Origin of the sequence: Streptomyces puniciscabiei (assembly GCF_006715785.1) — a bacterium.
Taxonomy (GTDB): domain Bacteria; phylum Actinomycetota; class Actinomycetes; order Streptomycetales; family Streptomycetaceae; genus Streptomyces; species Streptomyces puniciscabiei.
On the sequence record NZ_VFNX01000004.1, the window covers coordinates 140,551 to 159,619 of the forward strand.

The 19,069-nt window shown below is 71.5% G+C and carries 14 protein-coding genes; 6 read left to right on the forward strand and 8 right to left on the reverse strand.

What is annotated here, in order from left to right; genetic code table 11:
* Positions 1–5: 5 nt before the first annotated feature.
* Complete coding sequence (locus FB563_RS38545; RefSeq protein WP_055709393.1) at positions 6–617, forward strand: TetR/AcrR family transcriptional regulator; 612 nt, start codon at positions 6–8, stop codon at positions 615–617.
* A 58-nt stretch (positions 618–675) separates the two neighbouring features.
* Here the strand turns inward: FB563_RS38545 and FB563_RS38550 are convergent, their stop codons facing one another.
* A complete protein-coding gene (locus FB563_RS38550) occupies positions 676–2,742 on the reverse strand; it encodes a SpoIIE family protein phosphatase (protein ID WP_079049045.1) in 2,067 nt (688 codons plus the stop codon).
* A 99-nt stretch (positions 2,743–2,841) separates the two neighbouring features.
* Here FB563_RS38550 and FB563_RS38555 point away from each other — a divergent pair, with 99 nt between their 5' ends.
* Both FB563_RS38555 and FB563_RS38560 read left to right on the forward strand, forming a co-directional pair.
* Positions 2,842–5,340: a SpoIIE family protein phosphatase gene (locus tag FB563_RS38555; protein ID WP_055709395.1), complete on the forward strand. Its 2,499-nt coding sequence runs from the start codon at positions 2,842–2,844 to the stop codon at positions 5,338–5,340.
* A gap of 47 nt (positions 5,341–5,387) precedes the next feature.
* Positions 5,388–6,194 carry a maleylpyruvate isomerase family mycothiol-dependent enzyme gene (locus tag FB563_RS38560; RefSeq protein ID WP_055709380.1) on the forward strand — a complete coding sequence of 269 codons (807 nt, stop codon included), beginning with the start codon at positions 5,388–5,390 and terminating at the stop codon, positions 6,192–6,194.
* 12 nt (positions 6,195–6,206) lie between these two features.
* Here the strand turns inward: FB563_RS38560 and FB563_RS38565 are convergent, their stop codons facing one another.
* Both FB563_RS38565 and FB563_RS38570 read right to left on the reverse strand, forming a co-directional pair.
* Positions 6,207–7,379: a PP2C family protein-serine/threonine phosphatase gene (locus FB563_RS38565; protein ID WP_234357989.1), complete on the reverse strand. Its 1,173-nt coding sequence runs from the start codon at positions 7,377–7,379 to the stop codon at positions 6,207–6,209.
* 68 nt (positions 7,380–7,447) lie between these two features.
* Positions 7,448–10,351 (reverse strand): lectin, encoded by a 2,904-nt coding sequence (locus tag FB563_RS38570; RefSeq protein ID WP_079049047.1) that lies wholly within the window; start codon positions 10,349–10,351, stop codon positions 7,448–7,450.
* Between the two features lie 270 nt (positions 10,352–10,621).
* Here FB563_RS38570 and FB563_RS38575 point away from each other — a divergent pair, with 270 nt between their 5' ends.
* Positions 10,622–12,073 carry an arabinofuranosidase catalytic domain-containing protein gene (locus FB563_RS38575; protein WP_055709382.1) on the forward strand — a complete coding sequence of 484 codons (1,452 nt, stop codon included), beginning with the start codon at positions 10,622–10,624 and terminating at the stop codon, positions 12,071–12,073.
* A gap of 54 nt (positions 12,074–12,127) precedes the next feature.
* Here FB563_RS38575 and FB563_RS38580 read toward each other — a convergent pair whose 3' ends face one another.
* The 5 genes from FB563_RS38580 to FB563_RS38600 all read right to left on the reverse strand — a co-directional run bounded on the left by FB563_RS38580 (position 12,128) and on the right by FB563_RS38600 (position 17,513).
* The gene (locus FB563_RS38580) at positions 12,128–13,774 is read right to left on the reverse strand and encodes an APC family permease (RefSeq protein ID WP_055709383.1); all 1,647 of its coding nucleotides are present in this window, start codon (positions 13,772–13,774) and stop codon (positions 12,128–12,130) included.
* Between the two features lie 125 nt (positions 13,775–13,899).
* Positions 13,900–14,973, reverse strand: coding sequence for a trypsin-like serine peptidase (locus tag FB563_RS38585; RefSeq protein WP_055709384.1), 1,074 nt, complete (start codon positions 14,971–14,973; stop codon positions 13,900–13,902).
* Between the two features lie 133 nt (positions 14,974–15,106).
* Positions 15,107–15,355 carry a non-oxidative hydroxyarylic acid decarboxylases subunit D gene (locus FB563_RS38590; protein WP_055709385.1) on the reverse strand — a complete coding sequence of 83 codons (249 nt, stop codon included), beginning with the start codon at positions 15,353–15,355 and terminating at the stop codon, positions 15,107–15,109.
* A 43-nt stretch (positions 15,356–15,398) separates the two neighbouring features.
* Positions 15,399–16,823, reverse strand: a complete 1,425-nt coding sequence (locus FB563_RS38595; protein WP_055709386.1) for a non-oxidative hydroxyarylic acid decarboxylases subunit C — start codon at positions 16,821–16,823, stop codon at positions 15,399–15,401.
* A 99-nt stretch (positions 16,824–16,922) separates the two neighbouring features.
* Positions 16,923–17,513: a non-oxidative hydroxyarylic acid decarboxylases subunit B gene (locus FB563_RS38600; protein ID WP_055709387.1), complete on the reverse strand. Its 591-nt coding sequence runs from the start codon at positions 17,511–17,513 to the stop codon at positions 16,923–16,925.
* Positions 17,514–17,629: 116 nt separating this feature from the next.
* Between FB563_RS38600 and FB563_RS38605 the strand changes: the two genes are divergently transcribed.
* Together FB563_RS38605 and FB563_RS38610 are read left to right on the forward strand one after the other, a co-directional pair.
* Positions 17,630–18,541 (forward strand): helix-turn-helix domain-containing protein, encoded by a 912-nt coding sequence (locus FB563_RS38605; protein ID WP_055709388.1) that lies wholly within the window; start codon positions 17,630–17,632, stop codon positions 18,539–18,541.
* 78 nt (positions 18,542–18,619) lie between these two features.
* Complete coding sequence (locus FB563_RS38610; RefSeq protein WP_142219221.1) at positions 18,620–18,928, forward strand: hypothetical protein; 309 nt, start codon at positions 18,620–18,622, stop codon at positions 18,926–18,928.
* The last annotated feature ends 141 nt before the right edge of the window (positions 18,929–19,069 follow it).

Below are 19,069 nucleotides of genomic sequence, written 5' to 3' on the forward strand. Positions count from 1 at the left end.
ACGCCATGCCGCACGCCGCCCCCGCCGCCCCGATGCGCCAGCGCATCATCACCGCCGTCCTGCGCATCATCGGCGAGGACGGAGTCGCGGCGGTCACCAACCGGCGGATCGCCAGGGAAGCGGGCGTGTCCCTCGGTTCGGTCACCTACCACTTCGAGACCCAGCACGAACTGCTGCGGGAGAGCCTGCTGCACTTCGTGCGCGAGGAGGCCCGGCACTTCACCGAACTGGCCGACCAGTGCCGGACCGAGGGCCTGGACGTCGAGGAAGCGGCCTCGCTGGCCGGCCAGGTGGCCTGCGGCTCGGCGCTGGACAGCGCCCATCTGGCGCCGTTCGAGCTGTACCTCCAGGCGGGGCGTGACGAGCGGCTGCGCGAGGCGGCGGCCGAGGCCTTCCGGGCCTACGACCTGCTCGCCGCCCGGATCCTGACCGCGCTGGGCGTCCCCGACGCCGAGCGTCTGGCCGCCACGACGGTCGCCCTGGTGATGGGCCTGCAACTGCGGCGTCTGGCCACGGGCAGCCCCGCCGAGGACCTGGTCGACGCCCTCCTGCTGCTCGTGCGGGGATCCGCCGACCGGCCGTCCGCGGCCGCGTCGGGCGAGGCGAGGCCACAGTAGGGCGTCCGGGCGCCGGCAGCAGCCGACCCGCGAGCCCCGACTCGCCTGGGCGCGCGGCCTACAGGGCCCGGGCGATCAGCAGGGCCACGTCGTCGTGGTCGTCCGGGTGGCGCAGGCCGTACAGCAGCACGTCGCAGGTCTCCTCCAGCGGACGGCGCGGCTCGTCCAGGAGGTCCAGCAGGGCGTTCAGCCGGTCGTCGATCGCGTGCTGACGGGTCTCCACGAGCCCGTCGGTATAGAGGACCAGCACATCAGCGGGGCGCAGGGCGACCGCCGTGGTCTCGAACCGGACGCCGCCGACACCGAGCGGTGCCGCGGTCGGCAGGTCCAGGAATCTCGGCGCGTCACCGGGCCGCGCGAGCGCGGGCGGCATGTGTCCGGCGTTGGCGACGCTGCACTCCCCGGTCGCGGGGTCGTACACCGCGTACAGACAGGTGACGATGTAGTGCTCCAGATCGCAGGTGATCTTGTCCAGGTGCTGGAGCACCGCGCCGGGCTCGAGGTCGAGATCGGCGTAGGCGCAGGTGGCGGTGCGCAGCCGGCCCATGGTGGCGGCCGCGTCGATGCCGTTGCCCATGACGTCACCCACCACCAGGGCGGTCTTCTCGCCGGTCAGCGGGATGACGTCGTACCAGTCGCCGCCGACCTCGCTGGTGGCCTGCGCGGGCTGGTAGCGGGAGGCGAGCTCCAGGCCCGTGTGGTGCGCCGCGTGCTCGGGCAGCAGACTGCGCTGCAGGGTGAGGGCGGTGTTGCGGACGCTCTGGAACCAGCGGGCGTTGTCGATGGCCACCGCGGCCCGGCCGGCGAGTTCGGTGGCCAGGACGATGTCGTCGTCGTCGAACGGTGCCGCGTTGCGGGTCCGCTTGAGGTCGAGGACGCCGAGCACCTCGCCGTGGGCGATCAGCGGCACGGCGAGATACGAGTGGACGCCGGCCTCGGCGAGCAGGGTGCCGGCCGCGGCGTCCCGGGCGATTCGCGGCAGATCGTGCGGCCCGACCTGCCGTACCAGAACCGGCCGCCCGGTGTGGACGCACAGGGTGACCAGGCGGTCGCCCTCGTAGCAGGCGACATCGCCGGGAGGGTCGGCGGCGCGCAGCGCGACCGTGGGGTGGGCCGCCTTCAGGGCGAGGGCGCGGAACAGCTCGGGGCCGTTGTCCGGTCTGCGCATACGACGGCAGGACAGGGCGGAGTCCAGGACGTCCACGGCGACCACGTCGGCGAGCGCCGGCGCCGCGATCTCGGCCAGTTCGTGGGCGGTCTGCTCCACGTCCAGCGCGGTGCCGACCCGGGCGGAGGCGTCCGCGATGAGCGCCAGGCGCCGCCGGGCCCGGTCGGCCTCGGCGGCCGCGCGGTGCCGCTCGGTGACGTCCACGACCGAGACGGCCGCACCCAGCACCCGGCCACCGGGGTCCTCCAGCCGGTAGAAGGACAGCGACCAGGCGTGCTCGTGGCCGGGATCGGCCGGCGGCCGCCCGACGTGGTACTGGTCCAGCAGGGGCGTGCCGGTGGTGAGTACCTGGCGCAGCGCGGACTCGACGGTGTCGACGTCCGGGAACGGCAGGGTCTCCCTGAGATGGCGGCCGATGTGGTCCTCGGCGAGAGTGCCGTCGATCCGCTCCAGCGCCGGGTTGACCAGGACGTACCGCAGCTCGGGGTCCAGCAGGGCCAGGCCGATCGGGGACTGGTTGATCAGCCGCTCGCACAGCGCCAGGTCGGTCTCGACCCGCTGGAGCAGGGTGTGGTCGGCGGCGATGCCGAGGGCGTAGACGTCCCCGAGGTCGTCCAGCAGCCGCATGGTGCGGAACTCGGTCAGCCGGCTGCTGCCGTCCTTGTGCCGGATGGGGAACGCGCCGGCCCAGCCCCGGCCGGTCTCCAGCACCTCGGCGAACAGACCCACCACGGCCTGCAGATGCTCCGGGTGCACCAGCAGGTGCGCCGCGGGCTTGCCGAGGGCCTCCTCCGCGGAGAATCCGAAGAGGTCCTCGGCCTGCGGGGTCCAGAAGACGATACGTCCGCGGGTGTCCAGGGCCACCGCCGCCACGCTGAGCACGTCCAGCAGCCCGGTCGGCCGGGGGGTCTCGCCGTCGCGCTTCTCGTGGCCGGCTTCGAAGGAGTCCACTGCCATGGCGGGTTCACCTCCACCGGCCGGGCGGCATCACACCTCCCGCTGTATCCATGCACATCACGGAGCAAACAGTCCCATAGTGGTGTATGGGTGGAACTGATGGAATCTGCGCCTGAGGGCTTCGCCGCAGCCACGCCACGGGGACCGGGTGATCTCTTCGACGCGTCCACCGACGCGGCAGCGGTGATATCGGAACACGGCGTCGTGGTCGGCTGGACCCGCAGCGCCGAGGCGTTCCTCGGCCACACGGCACGGGATGTCGTGGGCACCTCCGCCGCGCGCCTGCTCGCCATGCCCGAGGATCCCGTACGGCTCGCCGGGGTCGTGGAGCGGTGCCGGTGCGGAAACGGCTGGAGCGGGCAGATCGCCGTACGGCACCGCGACGGCCGCAGCCTCGATGTACAGCTGCGGGTCTCGGCCTCGTTCCGGGTCGGCGACACCGAGTGCTTCCTGGTCTCGGCCCGGGAACAACGGCAGCGGTGGACCATGGGCCAGTCGGTCCTGGACGGGTTCCTGACCCGCTCGCCGGTCGGCATGGCCGTCATGGACACCGAGCTTCGCTACGTCTGGCTGAACGACACCCTGGAACGGTTCGGCGGGGTCCCCCGGGAGGAGCGGCTCGGACGGCGGCTGAACGAGCTGCTGCCCGGAGTGCAGGCGGAGGCCCTGGAGAGTCTGATGCGCAAGGTGCTCGCGACGGGCCTGCCGGTGACCGACTACGAGTACACCGGCTGGAGCTGGGCCGACCCGCACCGCCGGCACGCCTACTCGACCTCGTTCTTCCCCCTGGTCGACGCCGACGACTCCATCACCGGCGTCTGCTACATGGTCCAGGACGTCACCGAGCGGTGGAACGCCCGGCAACTGCTGACGATGGTCAACGAAGCCGGCACCAGCATCGGCACCACACTCGACGTGACGCGGACCGCCCAGGAGCTGGCCGACTTCGCCGTCCCCCGCTTCGCCGACTTCGTCATCGTCGACCTGCTGGAACCCGTGCTCAGCACCGAGGGCCACGGGGCGTGGCTGACCGACGCGGGCCCGGCGCCCGTCAGGCCCGTGATGCGCCGGGCGGCACTGCGTTCCGTGCGTGAGGGCGCCCCCGAGGCCGTCGTCGCGATCGGCGGGCGCGTCGACTTCCTCCCGCCGCCGCACGACGGGCACCTCATCCTCGACGGTGAGCCGCTGCTCATCCCGGTCCTGGACCCGTCCGACGAACTGTGGGTCGCCCGGGACGCCGAGCGCACACAACGCATCCGCGAGTACGGCCTGCACTCGCTCATCGCCGTGCCGATGCGGGCGCGGAACACCCCCCTCGGCCTCGCCACGTTCGCCCGGTCGCTCAACCCCGTCTCCTTCGGGCCCGACGACGTCCTGCTGGCCCGGGAACTGGTGGCACGCGCGGCGGTGTGCGTCGACAACGCCCGCCGCTACACCCGGGAGCACACGGCGGCGATCACCCTCCAGCGCAGCCTGCTGCCCCCGGTCCTGACCGGCGGCAGCGCGCTGGACGTGGCCTCCTCCTATCTGCCGGCCGACCCCTCCGGCGGCGTCGGCGGCGACTGGTTCGACGTGATAGCGCTGTCCGGCGCACGGGTCGGCCTCGTCATCGGCGATGTGGTGGGCCACGGCATCGGCGCGGCGGCGAGCATGGGCCGACTGCGCACCGCGGTGCAGACCCTCGCCGCCATGGAGATGCCCCCCGACGACCTGCTCGCCCATCTCGACGACCTCGTGCTCCGGCTGAGCGACGAGGAGGCGGCCGCCGGCACGGCCGCCCGCAGCACCTTCATCGGCGCCACCTGCCTCTACGCCGTCTACGACCCGGTCAGCAGGCGGTGTGCGATGGCGCGGGCCGGCCACCCGCCGCCCGTCGTCGTGGCACCGGACGGACACGCCTACTTCCCGCAGATCCCCGCCGGGCCCCCGCTCGGGCTGGGCGGCATGGCCTTCGAGGCCACCGAGGTGGAACTGGCCGAGGGCAGCCTCCTGGGGCTGTACACCAACGGTCTCATCGAGGGCTGCGACCAAGACGTCGAACGGGGCATGGCCCGGCTCGGCGAGGTCCTCGCCCACACCGGGGACGACCTGGACACGCTGTGCGCGTCCGCCGTACGGCAGCTCGTGCCCGTGCCCCAGCCCGACGACATCGCCCTGCTCCTCACCCGCACCCACACCCTGGGAGCCGACCGGGTCGCCTGCTGGGACGTACCGGCCGACCCGGCCGCCGTCGGCACCCTGCGCTCCCTGGCCACCCGCCAGGTCGAGGACTGGGGCCTCGGAGAGCTGGCCATGACGACCGAACTCGTCGTGAGCGAACTCGTCACCAACGCCATCCGCTACGCCGCGACTCCCATACGGCTGCGGCTCCTCCGCGACACCCGCCTCACCTGCGAGGTCGCCGACGCCAGCAGTACGGCCCCCCGGCTCAGGCATGCCAGGAGCACGGACGAGGGCGGCCGCGGGCTCTTCCTGGTGGCCCAGCTCGCCCAGCGCTGGGGCGCCCGGTACACCGGCGACGGCAAGATCATCTGGGCCGATCAGGAGATCCCCCGCCACCGGGATTTGCCTTCGAGTGGACTCCAGCATCCAGACTGACCCCGACGACCATCCGGGCCGAGCACAGAACAGGACGGCGCCAGCCGATGACAGTGACACACCGGGCGGGGCACCCGCTGCCGTACGCCACCTACCGCGAGGCCGTCGCCCGCGAGACCCTGCGCTTTTCCGAGGTGGTCAAGGGCGCCGACCCGACGGTCCCCGTGCTCTCATGCCCCGGCTGGACCCTGACCGACCTCACCCAGCACGTCGGAGCGCTGCAGCGCTGGTTCGCCACCCTGCTGACCCGGCGGGTGCAGGAGCCTCCGCGCAGCCGGGACGTCGAGCTCGGGCTGCCTCAGGACGTACGGGACTATCCCGACTGGGTGGCGGCGGGGGTGCCGGACGTCGCGGCCGTCCTGCGGGACACGGACCCCGAGGCACCGATGTGGGTGTGGGGCGAGGACCGGCACGCCCGGTTCTGGGCCCGCCGGATGCTGTTCGAGACGCTGGTGCACCGGGTCGACGCGGAGCACGCCGTCGGCCTGCCCTCGGACATCGACCCCGTGCTCGCGGCGGACGGCGTGGACGAGTTCCTCGTCAACCTCCCCCACGCGGGCCTGTTCGCCCCCGGTGTCACGAAGCTGCGCGGTGACGGCGAGACCCTCGCCTTCCGCAGCACGGGCGGTGAGGGCGGCCCGGGTGAGGAGTGGCGGATGCGGCTGGAGGGGGACGGCTTCCGTCCGGTGGACCCCGGGGCCGGGGAGGCCGAGCCGGTCACGGCGGCGGTGCGCGGGCAGGCTGCGGACCTGCTGCTCCTCCTCTACGGGCGGCGGTCGTACCAGGACTCCGCCTTCGAGGTCTCGGGACCGGCCGCGGTCCTCGACAACTGGTTCGCCCACACCGCGTTCTGACCCGCGCCGCGCTCACCCGGCCGGCGGGTCCTCCGGGGGTTCCACGGGCAGCTGACAGACCGCGAGCGCCGCGGTGTCGTCCTGAAGACCCTTGTGGCTGTAGGCCAGCAGGTCGTCGTGGAGGCGTGCGAGCAGCTCCGCCGGCGGGAGGGGACCCCAGCAGCGCAGGCGGTCTAGCAGCGGGTAGAAGGCGCCCGTCGCGTCCCGCGTCTCCGTGACACCGTCCGTGTACAGCAACAGCAGATCGCCGGGCCGGAACGAGTGGGTGTCGAGGTGATACGGGTCCTCGACCAGCATGCCGAGGTTCAGGGGCGGCGCCGGGCGCCCGCCGTCCAGTTCGCGCACCTCGCCGGCCCGGAGCCGGACGGGTGGCGGATGGCCGCAGTTGACGATGCGGACGATGTGGTCGTCGGCAGGGATCTCGGCGAAGACCGCGGTGACGAACCGTTCGCTCGTCTCCGTCCCGCCGAGCTGCGTCGCCCTGCGGCGCATACTCGTGTCCACCCGGTCGGCCAGCGCGAGCAGATCGGGTTCGTCGTACGCCACCTCGCGGAACGCCCCGAGCAAGGCGGCCGCGGTCTCGACCGCCACCAGTCCCTTGCCGCGGACGTCCCCGATGAGCAGGCGGACTCCGAACCGGGTGGGGACCGCCTCGTAGAGGTCGCCGCCGATACGTGCCTCGGCGGCGGCGGAGAGGTACAGGCTCTGCAGACGGAGGTTGCCGATCCGGTGCGGCAGGGGGCGGAGCAGCACGCGCTGCGCGGTCTCGGCCACGAACCGCACGTCGGCGAGCGTGCGTTCACGCCGGATCCGGTGGGCGGCCAGGATCGCGCCGAGGCCGCCCACCAGGGCCGTACAGATGTAGGACGCGATGTAGTGACGGTCCCACAGATAGCCGGCGGACCGGCCGGCACAGCAGGGAGTACCGGCCAGCACCGCTTCGAGGCCGACGGCGAACACCGTGGCGGCGCCGACGACCACGGGCCCGTGGCCGAAGGCGGCCAGTACGGGCACGGCGATCAGCGCGAAGCTCACCGGCCAGTCGACGGGCGTGAGCGGCTCCACCAGCAGCACGGCCGCCACGTACAGGACGGGCAGCCAGCGCAGCCACGCCGGAGGGGCCGGTACCCGGGGCTGTGTGGTTCCGTCCTGCTCCGGCTCCCGGCCGGTCCGTCCGTGCTGCACCCGTCCAGCCTGGTGTGCCGCGCCCCCGTACCCCCGTGATTGCTCCACTCAACGGCATGTTCCCGCGGTCAGCTCCGTCCCCGTGCCGAGGAGGAGCCGCCGAAGCCGATCGCGAAGACGTGCAGGCCCCCGGCGGCGACATCGGACGGCAGGCGCACGCTGCTGACCGTCTTGCCCGGACTCAGGGCCACCGGCGTCGTGGCGAACACATAGGTGGGCGTGCTGTCGGACGCGGTGCCCGCGTGGTTGCGGTAGGGCATGGTCACCGCGACGGTGTTGTCGGCGAGCGGTGAGGCCGCGCCGGCGCTCAGCGTCCAGTCGGAGAGACCGAGGGCGACCGACTGGGCCGTGCCGTCCGTGTAGGTGACGGTCGCGGTGCCGGACACCGGGCCGTTGTTGGCGGCGCCCAGGAAGGAGATGCTGCCGGAGCCGGACGTCCGTACCGTCTGCCCGTTCGCCTCGTAGTTGTCCGCGGCGCCCGCCGCCACCTGGGGCCAGGTGAACGTGACCCCGTTGACCGTGACCTTCGAGCCGGGGGTGACTCCCGCGGCGGCCAGGGCGTGCGCGGAGTAGCTGTAGCCCGCGCCGTCGAAATTGGCCGAGGCCGCGGCGGCGTCGCCGGACGTGCCGACATCGGTGTAGCCGGGCGCGCCCGGGTAGGAGCGCGGGGCGGCGGAGGCGTCCGACGCCCAGGAGGTGTTGGGGGAGGTGCCGAGCACGTAGGTCAGGGTGCCGCCGCGGGTGAGGGCACCGTCCGGCGCGTGTGCCGCGTTCCATGCCGTGCCGTTCCAGGTGGCGGACTGGACGTACGGCGCGTCGTCCGCGGCCCCCGTGCCGTTGATCGTGAGGGTGTGGCCGGACGGCAGGGTGATCACCGCCTGGCCGAAGAGCGGGCTGCCGAGGGCAAGATCGGCGGTGCCGGGGGTCTCCGGATACATGCCGAGGGCGGACCACACGTACCACGAGCTCATCTCGCCCAGGTCGTCGTTGCCCGCCAGACCGGACGGTTCGTCGGTCCAGATCTGGTCCTGGACCTGCCGGACGACCTTCTGCGTCTGATAGGGGCGGCCGATGTAGTCGTACTCCCAGGGGATGTTGAGGCTGGGCTCGTTGCCCAGGTTGGTGTATCCGCCGGCGCCGGTCAGCGAGGACAGGTCGGTGTCCAGGTACTTGGCCAGGGCCGCGTCACCGCCCATGGCGGTCGCCAGTCCGTGCACGTTGAACGGCACCATCGGCGTGTACTGCCAGGAGTCGCCCTCGACGAAGTTCTTCCCCGAGGTGGGCGAGAAGCCGGCCGTCCAGGTGCCCGAGGCGTCGCGCGGCCGGACGAAACCGCTGCCGAAGTCGAACAGGTTCTGCCAGTCCTGCGCCCGGTCGGCGAACCGGTGCTGGTCCGCGGTGTGTCCGAGGGCACCGGCGAAGGCCGAGACGGCGAAGTCGGCCGAGTCGTACTCGAGCGTGGTGGACGCCGCCCCGTAGAAGTTGCAGCAACCGTACTTTCCGTTGCTGGGCAGCCGGCCCAGCTGCTCCAGATAGGCGAGCCCGGGCCGGTTGTCGTTGGGCACGGTGGCCTCCGCGATCATGCCCTTGAGCGCGGTCGCGGTGTCGAAGTTCCTGGCCCCGAAGGCGTAGTAGTCGGCGATGATCTCGTCCGCAGGATCGCCGACCATGACGTAGGTCTCGCCATTGTTCTCCGACCACTTCGGGAACAGGCCGGTCTGGCGGTAGTCGTCGACCATCGACTGGGCGGTGTCGGCGGCGGTCCGCGGCGCGACCAGGGCCTCGAGCTGGGCCTGCGAGCGGTAGACGTCCCAGCCCGAGTAGTTGGCGTAGGCGGCGCCGTGGCCCGTGTCGACGGTGTGAACCCTGCCGTCGAAGCCGGGATAGCGGCGGTCGGTGTCACTGATCACGTTCGGATGCAGCAGCGCGTGATAGAGCGCGGTGTAGAACACGGTCTGCCGCTCGGGCGTCCCGCCGGCGATCCGCACCCGGCCGAGGAGCGACTTCCAGGCGTTGTGCGCCGCGCCGCGCACCCTGTCCAGGTCCCAGCCACTGTTCTCCGCCTGCCGGTTGCCCACGGCGCCGGCGGCCGACACGTACGAGATACCGACCTTGGCCTGAACGGCCCGGTGGGAGGTGGTGTCGAACGTGACATAACCGTCGGAGCCGCTCGCCCGGGGAGCGAAGCCGCGGGGCGTACGGGGCACGGTGCCGTGCAGTGTGGGCTTGTTCGGTGCCTCGGGTGCGCTGGAGGAGGCGTTGCTCCTGGGCGTGGTGGGCGTGACGGCGGCCAGCGCGGTGCCGCTGTGGCGGAACGGCTGGTCGAAGACCATGTCGTAGTAGACGGTGTAGGAGTTGCCCTCGCCGCAGAAGTTGCCGCTGGTGACCTTGCCTCTGACTTCTCTGTCGTTCACCACGTCGAACTCGGCGGCGCTGACGCCGTTCTCGCTGTCCGTGAGCTTGAACAGCAGGTTCGCCCGACCGGTGGACGGGAAGGTGAAACGGGCCATGCCGCTGCGGGTGGTGGCGGTCAGTTCCGTCTTCACGCCGTTGTCCAGGGACACCGTGTACGCACCGGGGCTCGCGGACTCGTTGGCGTGCGAGAAGCCGACCGTGGCCCGAGTGTCGACCGCGCCGACGGTCGGCAGCACCGGGATGTCGCCGGCGGCCCGGCAGCCCGGTCCCGCGATATGGGTGAGGCCGAATCCGGTGATGGCCGAGTCGGCGTACTCGTAGCCGCCGCCGTCCGGCCGGTGCGGGCTGGTGTCGGGGCTCCACTGGACCATCCCGAACGGGGTGTCGGCGCCCGGGAAGTCGTCGGCGGCGTGCGAGGTCCCGATGAACGGATTCACGACAGCGGCCGGATCGGCGACCGGCACGAGGGAGACGGGATCGGCGTGGGCGGGGGCGGAGAGGGCACCCAGGACCAGGGCGCCAGTGGCCAGCACGGACAGAAGGCGGAAAGGCACCATCGTGACCATGTCCCTTCGACAACGTTGTCCCGAAGGTTGCCCCTTCAGCCCCTGCTGTCAAGGACGCGCGGTGCAGAACCAGCCGCTTGCCTGACGGGACATCACATCACGGGGGAAGGCGCCGACTTGGCGCAAGTCCAAAACTTTTCATAAGGCCAAAGCCACAAATCTTGACGGCAACCACCACTGTGCGTACGTTCCGCAGCGGCCGCTCCGGAGCTCCAACTCGACCGCTCCCCACCCCCATCACCCCCCATCGAGGAGCCCAGCATGCGCGGAAGCCCCAGATCGCTCGCGTCGCTCCTGGCCGTCATCGGCCTGGTCCTGGGCGCGTTGCTCGGTATGCCCGCACCGACGCAGGCCGCTGGTTCACTGCCCTGTGACATCTACGGCGCCGCCGGCACCCCCTGCGTCGCCGCGCACAGCACGGTGCGCGCGCTCTTCTCCTCCTACGACGGCCCGCTGTACCGGGTGACCCGCGCCTTGGACGGGGCCGGCGCCGACATCGGGCTGCTGTCGCCGGGCGGTTACGCCGACGCGGGACAGCAGGACAGGTTCTGTGCGGACACCACATGCGCCATCACGAAGATCTACGACCAGACAGCCCGGCACAACGACCTCACCCCGGGCCCGGCGGGTACCTCCGGCATGGGCGCGGACCGGGGCGCGGACGCGTCCGAGATCGCCGTCACCGCGGGCGGCCACAAGGTGTACGGCGTGTGGATCTCACCGGGAGTCGGTTACCGGTACACGGGTGCCGCCCCGGGTGTCGCCGTGAACGGGCAACCGGAGGGCGCCTACATGGTGGCCAGCGGCACCCATGTGGGCTCCGCCTGCTGCTTCGACTACGGAAACGCCGAGAGCACACCGGCCGACACCGGCAACGGCCACATGGACGCGGTCAGCCTCGCGACCACCTGCTACTTCGCGCCGTGCACCGGCTCCGGGCCCTGGGTCGAGGCCGACCTGGAGAACGGCATGTTCCAGGGCGACAACGGCTCCAACACCGCCAACCGGGGCAACGCGAGCACCTTCGTCACCGCCGTACTGAAGAACGACGGGCGGACGCGGTACGCGCTCAAGGGCGGTGACGCACAGTCCGGCGGGCTCTCCACCTGGTGGGACGGCGCCCTGCCCACGCGCGGCGGATATCAGCCCATGCACCAGGAGGGCGGCATCATCCTCGGCACGGGCGGCGACAACAGCAACTGGAACATGGGCACGTTCTTCGAGGGCGTGATGGTCTCCGGCTACCCGGCCGACGCGGCCGAGAACGCCGTCCAGGCCAACATCGTCTCCGTCGGCTACTCCGGCGAGACGAACGTCCCCAACGGCCCCCAGGGCACCATCACCGGCCCCGGCGGCAAGTGCGTCGACGTCGCCGCCGACGACACCGGCACCGACGGCGCGGCCGTGCAGCTGTGGGACTGCCAGTCGTACGCGGAGGACCAGCACTGGACGCACTATGCCGACGGCAGCCTGCGCACGCTGGGCCGGTGTCTGGACATCGACGGCAATGGGACGGCGGCCGGGACGAAGGTGGAGTTGTGGGACTGCGACGGTGTGGGTGGGCAGAGGTGGGTGCAGCAGGGTGATGGTTCGCTGCTGAATCCGCAGTCGGGGCGGTGTCTGGACTCTCCCAGTGGGGCGACGGCCAATGGCACGCGGCTGCAGATCTGGGACTGCAACGGCTCGTCGGCCCAGAAGTTCCCCCTGGGGTGACAGGGACGGCTTCCGGGCCGCCGATGGCATCTGACGGTGCGTCGGAAGGCGCCGTCAGAGGATGTCCTCTTCCTCCGGTACGACGACCTGGTCGATGAGCCGCTGGATCTGTTCGCTGGGCAGGGCCACCGCCATGGCCCAGTAGTAGATGGCGAGGCTGAACACGGCCGTGACCGCGATGTCCCACCACAGCGGGAACCAGGGGTGCTTCAGGGGCCCGAAGTCGCTGAGGTAGACGATGAGCCCCATGCCCACCAGATAGGCCGGCAGCCACTGCGCGGCACGCAGGTCGAGCTGCGGGGTGATGGGGTTCATCTTGAACACCCGGTTCGCGATCAGGATGACGTAGCCGATCAGGATGGCGACGCCGAGCTTCCAGTCGGTGGTCCACCCCGACCACAGGATCAGCAGGTTGGCGACGATGAAGGCGAGCGGCGACAGCACGCCGCCGCCGGGCAGCCGGTAGGGACGGTGGGCCTCGGGCAGCCGGTTGCGGAACACCCCGAAGGAGAGCGGCGCACCGGCGTACATCAGCACGCTCGCACTGGTGATCAGGCCGACCAGCGAACGCCAGCTGGGGAAGGGCAGGAAGCAGATGCAGCCGACCACGAAGGCGGTGATCAGGCCGACCCAGGGAACGCCGCGCCGGTTGGTGTTCTCGAAGGCGGAGGGCACGTAACCGTTACGGCTGAGGCCGTACGACACCCGGGAGGAGCCGGTGATGTAGATCAGTCCGGTGCCGGCGGGGGAGATCACGGCGTCGAGATACAGGACGGTCGCCAGCCAGCCCAGGCTGATGAGCGTGGCGACCTGCGCGAACGGCCCACTCAGCGCGGTGAACGCGGAGTTGGCCCAGTGGCTGCCGATCTGCGAGGCGGGCAGCGCGGCGAGGAAGGTGACCTGCAGCAGGATGTAGATCAGGATGCCGAGCAGGATCGACCCGATCACCGCCCGCGGGATGTCCCGCTTGGGGTTGGCGCTCTCGCCGGCGAGCTGGTCGGCCTGCTCGAAACCCAGCAGCGCGAAGATGATGCCACTGGTGGAGACGGCCGACAGGATGCCCTTGGCCCCGTACGGGTTGAAACCGTCCGCCGCGGTGAAGTTGGCGGTGTGGAACTGGGCGATGGCGAACACGAAGATCGTCAGCAGGGGGATGCCGACCTTCCACCAGGTCGCGGCGCTGTTGGTGCGGGCCAGGAGCCGGATGCTGAGGAAGTTGATGGCGGTGATGACCGCCATCAGCCCCACCGCGACGGCGATGCCGGGCGGGGTCAGGACGTGCTCGCCGCCCTTGACCTTCTCCCAGCCGCTGGCCCAGGAGTAGTGCTGGCCGTAGGTGATCATCGCCAGCACCTCGATGGGTGCCACCGTGGCCGCCTGCAGCCAGGAGAACCAGCCGAACGACGCGCCTGCGGCGCCGCCGAAGGCGTAGTGCGGGAAGCGCGCGGTGCCGCCCGAGACCGGGTACATGCCGCCCAGCTCCGCGTGCACCAGCGCCAGGATCAGGATCGCGATGCCGCCGATGACCCAGGAGATGATCGCCGCCGGACCCGCCGCCGCCAGGGCGCCCTGTGCGCCGAACAGCCACCCGGATCCGATGATCGACCCCTCCGAGGCCCAGATGAGTCCGATGAAGCCGATCTCCCGCCGAAGCCCGGGTTTGTGGGTCTTCGGGCCGGGCGTCGCCTCTGAAACGGCCATGGAGCACCCCCTCGATAGGGTGATATGCATCACTATCGTGCCACGCTGACGCGGTCATGGCGCTCGACGTGCAGGCACCGGTTTCCGACGCGGACGAGCCTGCCCGGGGCACAGGCGCTCAGCGCTCAACCGGAGGTGAGGCGCGGTCCGGCCGGTGGGGCGCCGGTGACCGCTGCGCGGTAGAGGGCCTGCGTGGCGGCGCCGAAGTAGGCGCTGTACGAGACCTGCGGGGTGTTGCCGCCGGTGTGATAGCCGCCGATCACCCCGAAAACCGCCCAGCCGCCGGGCCAGGGCACGAGCATGGGGCCACCGCTGGTCCCGCCCACGAAGGCGTCGCAGGCGATGCGCGGGAACGTGCCCGGGTCGGCCGGGTCGTCGCTGTCCCACCTGGTGGTCCAGCTCCAGCACTCCAGCGGCTTCTCCGCCCCCGCCGGGTAGCCGATCATCCGCACCGGGGCGTGGTAGTAGCCGGTCCCGGTGAGCAGCCGCACGCCACCGACCGCGTCCTGAAGGCGTGTTCCCTCCTGGTTGGGCTCCGTGACCGCGAAGGCGAAGTCATAGGCGGCGCCCGCGTGTTCACCAAGGTCGTAGTACTGCTGGGCGACATAGACGCCGTTGGTCCGCACGGGGAAGATCCCGAACGGCTTGAGGCTGTCGTGGTACTGCGGGACGAAGGCCAGGTGCCTCTTGGGTGAGGTGCCCGCGTAGCCCTTCAGACAGTGGCCGGCGCTCAGCACCAGGTCATGGCCGGGACTGCGCACGACGGAGCCGCTGCACGTGCGGCCGGTACCACTGACGTCCGTCCAGAAGAAGGTGCCGGCCTGGGGGATGCCGTCGAAGCTCCTGCTGGGCGGGATGTACTCGCCCGGCCGGGGGCCGTCCACGGCAGGGGACACGCCGCCCGCCGGGGCAGCCGTTCCGGTTCCTTTGCGGGCGTCGGCGGGCAGCGCTGCCTCCATGCGCGCCGGCGTCCAGTAGGCGTCGAGCTGGTCGGCGAGTGTGCCCGGGCCGTCCATGGCGCCGTGGCCGGACTCCGTGGTGGCGCCGACGGACGGCAGGAGGCTGTCGCCGGCCGTCGTCAGTGTCCCGGCGGAGGCCGTGAGTGTCCCGGCGGAGGCAGTGGTGGTGAGGCCGGTGCAGAGCAGAAGGGCTGCCGCGCAGACGGCGGCGTAGCGCGCGATCCTGGTCCCGGGCTCCATCAGTTCCCCTCAGAGCGGACGCAAGTGATGGCCCACCATAAGCCTGCCGCCGCGGTCGGCACAGTGTGCGCGGCCGCATCGGGCGCACCGGAGGCGGACAACTCCCTCCGGTGCGCGCATGCGTGGCGCCGGGTCAGGGCGCCTGGCGCAGCGGGGGCACGGCCGGCACCTCGTCGGTGTTCGCGAGGTCCGCCACGGTCAGCCGGAAGCCCTCGGGATAGTTCTCGCGCCGGGTACGCCGCGCCGGTTCGCTGGTGCGCCACATGTACAGGCAGCGCGGGCACTGCAGCACGTCCCAGACCCCGGGGACGGGGGAGGCGTGGATGTGCTCGGTCTCCCCGTGCGCGCAGCGCGGGCAGCCGGGGTGGGTGGGTTCGGCCATGACGGGTCTCCTTGCCGGGGTGTGGGGAGAGGAGTGCGGGCGGTCAGTGGCGGGCGGCGAGAGCCTGCAGTCGCGTGAGCCATGCGGCCGTCTCGGGCAGGTCCCGGACCGGGTTGCCGTAGGTGCCGCGACGGTCGGGGGCGACGGGCGTCGTGGCGTCGATGACGAGCTTGTCCACGATGCCGGGCGTCTGCGCCTGCGGTGCAAGTTCGACGACCGGCAGACGGGGGACGGTGATCAGGTCTTCGGCCGGGTTCATCTTGGTCGACAGCGCCCACATCACCTGTGGCAGGCTGAACGGGTCGACGTCCTCGTCCACCATGATGACCGTGGTCGCGTAGCCGAGCCCGTGCGGTGTCGTCAGCACCCGCAGTCCGACCGCCTTGGCGAAGCCGCCGTACCGCTTCTTCGTCGAGACGATGACGACCAGTCCGTGCGTGTAGGAGGCGTTGACCGCCTGCACCTCCGGGAAGTCCGCCTTCAGCTGCTGGAACAACGGCACGGACGTGTTCGCCGCGATGAGGTAGTCGCACTCGGTCCACGGCATCCCGAGATAGAGGTGCTCGAAGACCGGGTCGGTCCGGTACGAGATCCGGTCCACGCGGATCACCGGCATGCTGCGCCCACCCGAGTAGTGCCCCGTGAACTCGCCGAACGGCCCCTCGATCTCCCGCCTGCGCCCTTCGATGACGCCCTCGATCACCACCTCGCTGCCCCATGGCACCGGCAGCCCGGTCAGGGGTGCCCGGGCGATCGGGGCGGGTGCTCCACGCAGGGCGCCGGCCAGCCCGTACTCGTTCTCCTCGTACTTCATGGGGGTGGACGCGGCGATGGTGATCACCGGGTCGTTGCCGAGGGTGATGGCCACGGGCAGGTCCTCGCCCCGCTCCTCGGCGGTCTTGAGATGCAGGGCGATGTCGTGCATCGGCACGGGCTGGATCGCGAGCCTGCGCCGGCCCTTGACCTCGAGGCGGTAGATGCCGAGGTTCTGCTTGCCGCTGTGCTCGGGGTCGTCGGGGTCCTTCGAGACGACGGCGGCCTTGTCGATGTAGAAGCCCCCGTCGCCGTCGTTGAGCCGGATGAGCGGCAGGACCCGGAAAATGTCGGCGTCTTCGCCCTCGAGGGTGTTCTGGGCCCAGGGCGGGTTCTCGCGCCACTCGGGCTCGACCGGGAACGCCTCCCAGCGCCGGGCGAACTCGGCGACCTGCTCCTTGGCGCCGGTCTCCTTCGGCAGGCCGAGAGCGAGCGCGTGGTTGGCCCATGAGCCGTGGACGTTCATCGCGATGCGCGCGTTAGTGAACCCCTTGACGTTGTCGAAGAACAGTGCCGGGGCCGCGTCTCCGAGGCGCGGAGCGGCATTCGCCGCGGCGGCGATGTCCGGCTCCGGCAGCACCTGTTCCGCGACCCGGAGAAGCTGACCCTCCTTGTCGAGGGCGTCGAGAAAGCCACGAAGGTCGTCGTAGGGCATGGGGAAGTCCTTTCGCGGGGGAACCCGGGAACGCGGGGGGAGGGACGGTGAGCGGGCCGGTGCTGCCCGGAGCCGGGCGCGCGGGAGGGCACCGTGGCCTCAGCCGGCCGGTCGCAGGGCGCGGGCCGCCCGCATGCCCTCCCACCGTCGGGGCGAGGGCGCGGGCAGGTCGAACTGGTCGAGGACGCGTGTGACGACATGGTCGACGATGTCGTCCACCGACTGCGGATGGTTGTAGAACGCCGGCATCGGCGGCACCAACTGCACGCCTTTGCGGGCGAGTTCGAGCATGTTCTCCAGATGGATCTCGCTCAGCGGTGTCTCACGGGGGACGAGGACCAGCCGGCGCCGCTCCTTCAGCACCACGTCCGCGGCCCGTCCCACCAGACCGTCGGCATACCCGGCGCGGATACCGGCGAGGGTCTTCATCGAGCACGGCACGACGATCATGCCGTCCGTCCGGAACGAACCCGACGAGATGGCCGCCCCCTGGTCCTCCGGCGCATACGTGACATCGGCCAGCGCGGTGACCTCGGGGACCGTGAGGCCGGTCTCCAGCTCGATGGTGGTCCGCGCCCAGCGACTGAGCACCAGGTGCGTCTCCACCTCCGGGAGCGTCGCCAGAGCCTCCAGCAGCCGGACGCCGAACACGGCCCCCGTCGCTCCCGTCATGCCCACGACCAATCGCACGCGACTCGGCTCCTTCCATTCGTCCGGCCCTGCGCGGTGGTGCAACCATTTCGGTCACCGCCTTTTCGACGCTAAGGGCGCCTTACGAGGGCGACGGCGTATCCTGAAGACAGCTCATGGACAAAAACGGACAGTCGCGCGCCATCCGCCGGACCGAGATCACTCCCGTCCCCTACCGTGCCGCAGCCGGCGCCCCGCCCGGCGCGGAGGTCCTCGATCTCTCCGCCCTGCCCGGCCGTGCCCACGGCCACGGCCTTGATCCCTACGCTGCCAAGCGGCCCACCTTCCATGAACTGATCGCGGTGCGCGGCGGTCGGCTGCGCTGCTTCCTTGACTTCGGCACGTGTGAGATGACCGCGGGTGACTGGCTGTGGGTACGGCCCGGCCAGGTCCACCAGTACGACTCCGACCTCGCCGCGGCCGACGGTGTCGTCGTGCTGTTCACCTCCGGGTTCCTCACCCCCGCGACCGTGGAGGCCGCACGGGTCGACCAGCCCGTCTGGCGGTCGGCCCTGACCCCCACGGACACGGACGGGGCGGCCCTGGACGCCGTACTCCAGGTGCTCCGCAGCGAGTACCGAAGGCTCGCCGACCTGCCGCTGGAGATCCAGATCGACGTAGTACGGCACCTGCTGTCGGTCCTCGTGCTCCGGCTGTCCCACGCACAGGGCGTACGCGAGACGGCCGGGGCCGGCAGCGAGGCGTTCCGTCGCTTCCAGCGCGCCGTCGAGCGTGACTTCTCCCGGACCCACCGGGTCGAGGACTACGCCCACGCGCTCGGCTACAGCGTCCGGACCCTGACCCGGGCCACCCGCTCGGCGACCGGCACCGGAGCAAAGGCCTTCATCGACGACAGGGTCCTGCTGGAGGCACGGCGGCTGCTGTGGCACACCGACCTGCCGGCCGCGGCCGTCGGCGACCGCCTCGGCTTTCCCGGCGCCACCGTGTTCACGAGGTTCTTCCGGCGGCGCACCGGGGAGACCCCCGCCGCGTTCCGGGCCCGGGCCCGGGGGACGAATGAGGAGTGAGCTGAGGGGTAGACGCCCGTACCCGGCGAGGGACGGTCATAGGTCCCCCGGCACCGGCCCGATCGGAAGGAGAAGGCCATGAAGAACATGAAGAGGCTGACGAGGAACGCGGGCGCGGTCGGCGCTGCCACCGCGATGGCCGCGGGTGCGCTCCTCGCCGGCGGCGGCCCCGCGGCGGCCGCCCCCCGTGCCACCGGGCACCCGGCCGTCGGCGCCACGGCAGCGCCCGCCGGCCACGCCCAGCACCGTCACCATGGTCTTCGGTGCATCGACCCATGGGTCGCGGGACAACTGGCGACGTTCGATCCCGCCGCCCGGCACCGCCTGGCCGTGTTCGACCCGTGGGTCAAGGACCAGCTGGCGCGCTATGTCGCGCCCTCCTGTTAGCCGCGTGACGCTCCCGCTGCCTTCCCGGCGTCTCCGGGGTGGGGGGCACGGAAGGACTCCCGGCCGAGGCCTGTGTCCGTGTCGCGCCGGTGTCCGTGTCGCCGTGCCCACCTCCGCCGGGATCCGGCGCACGGGCCAGGT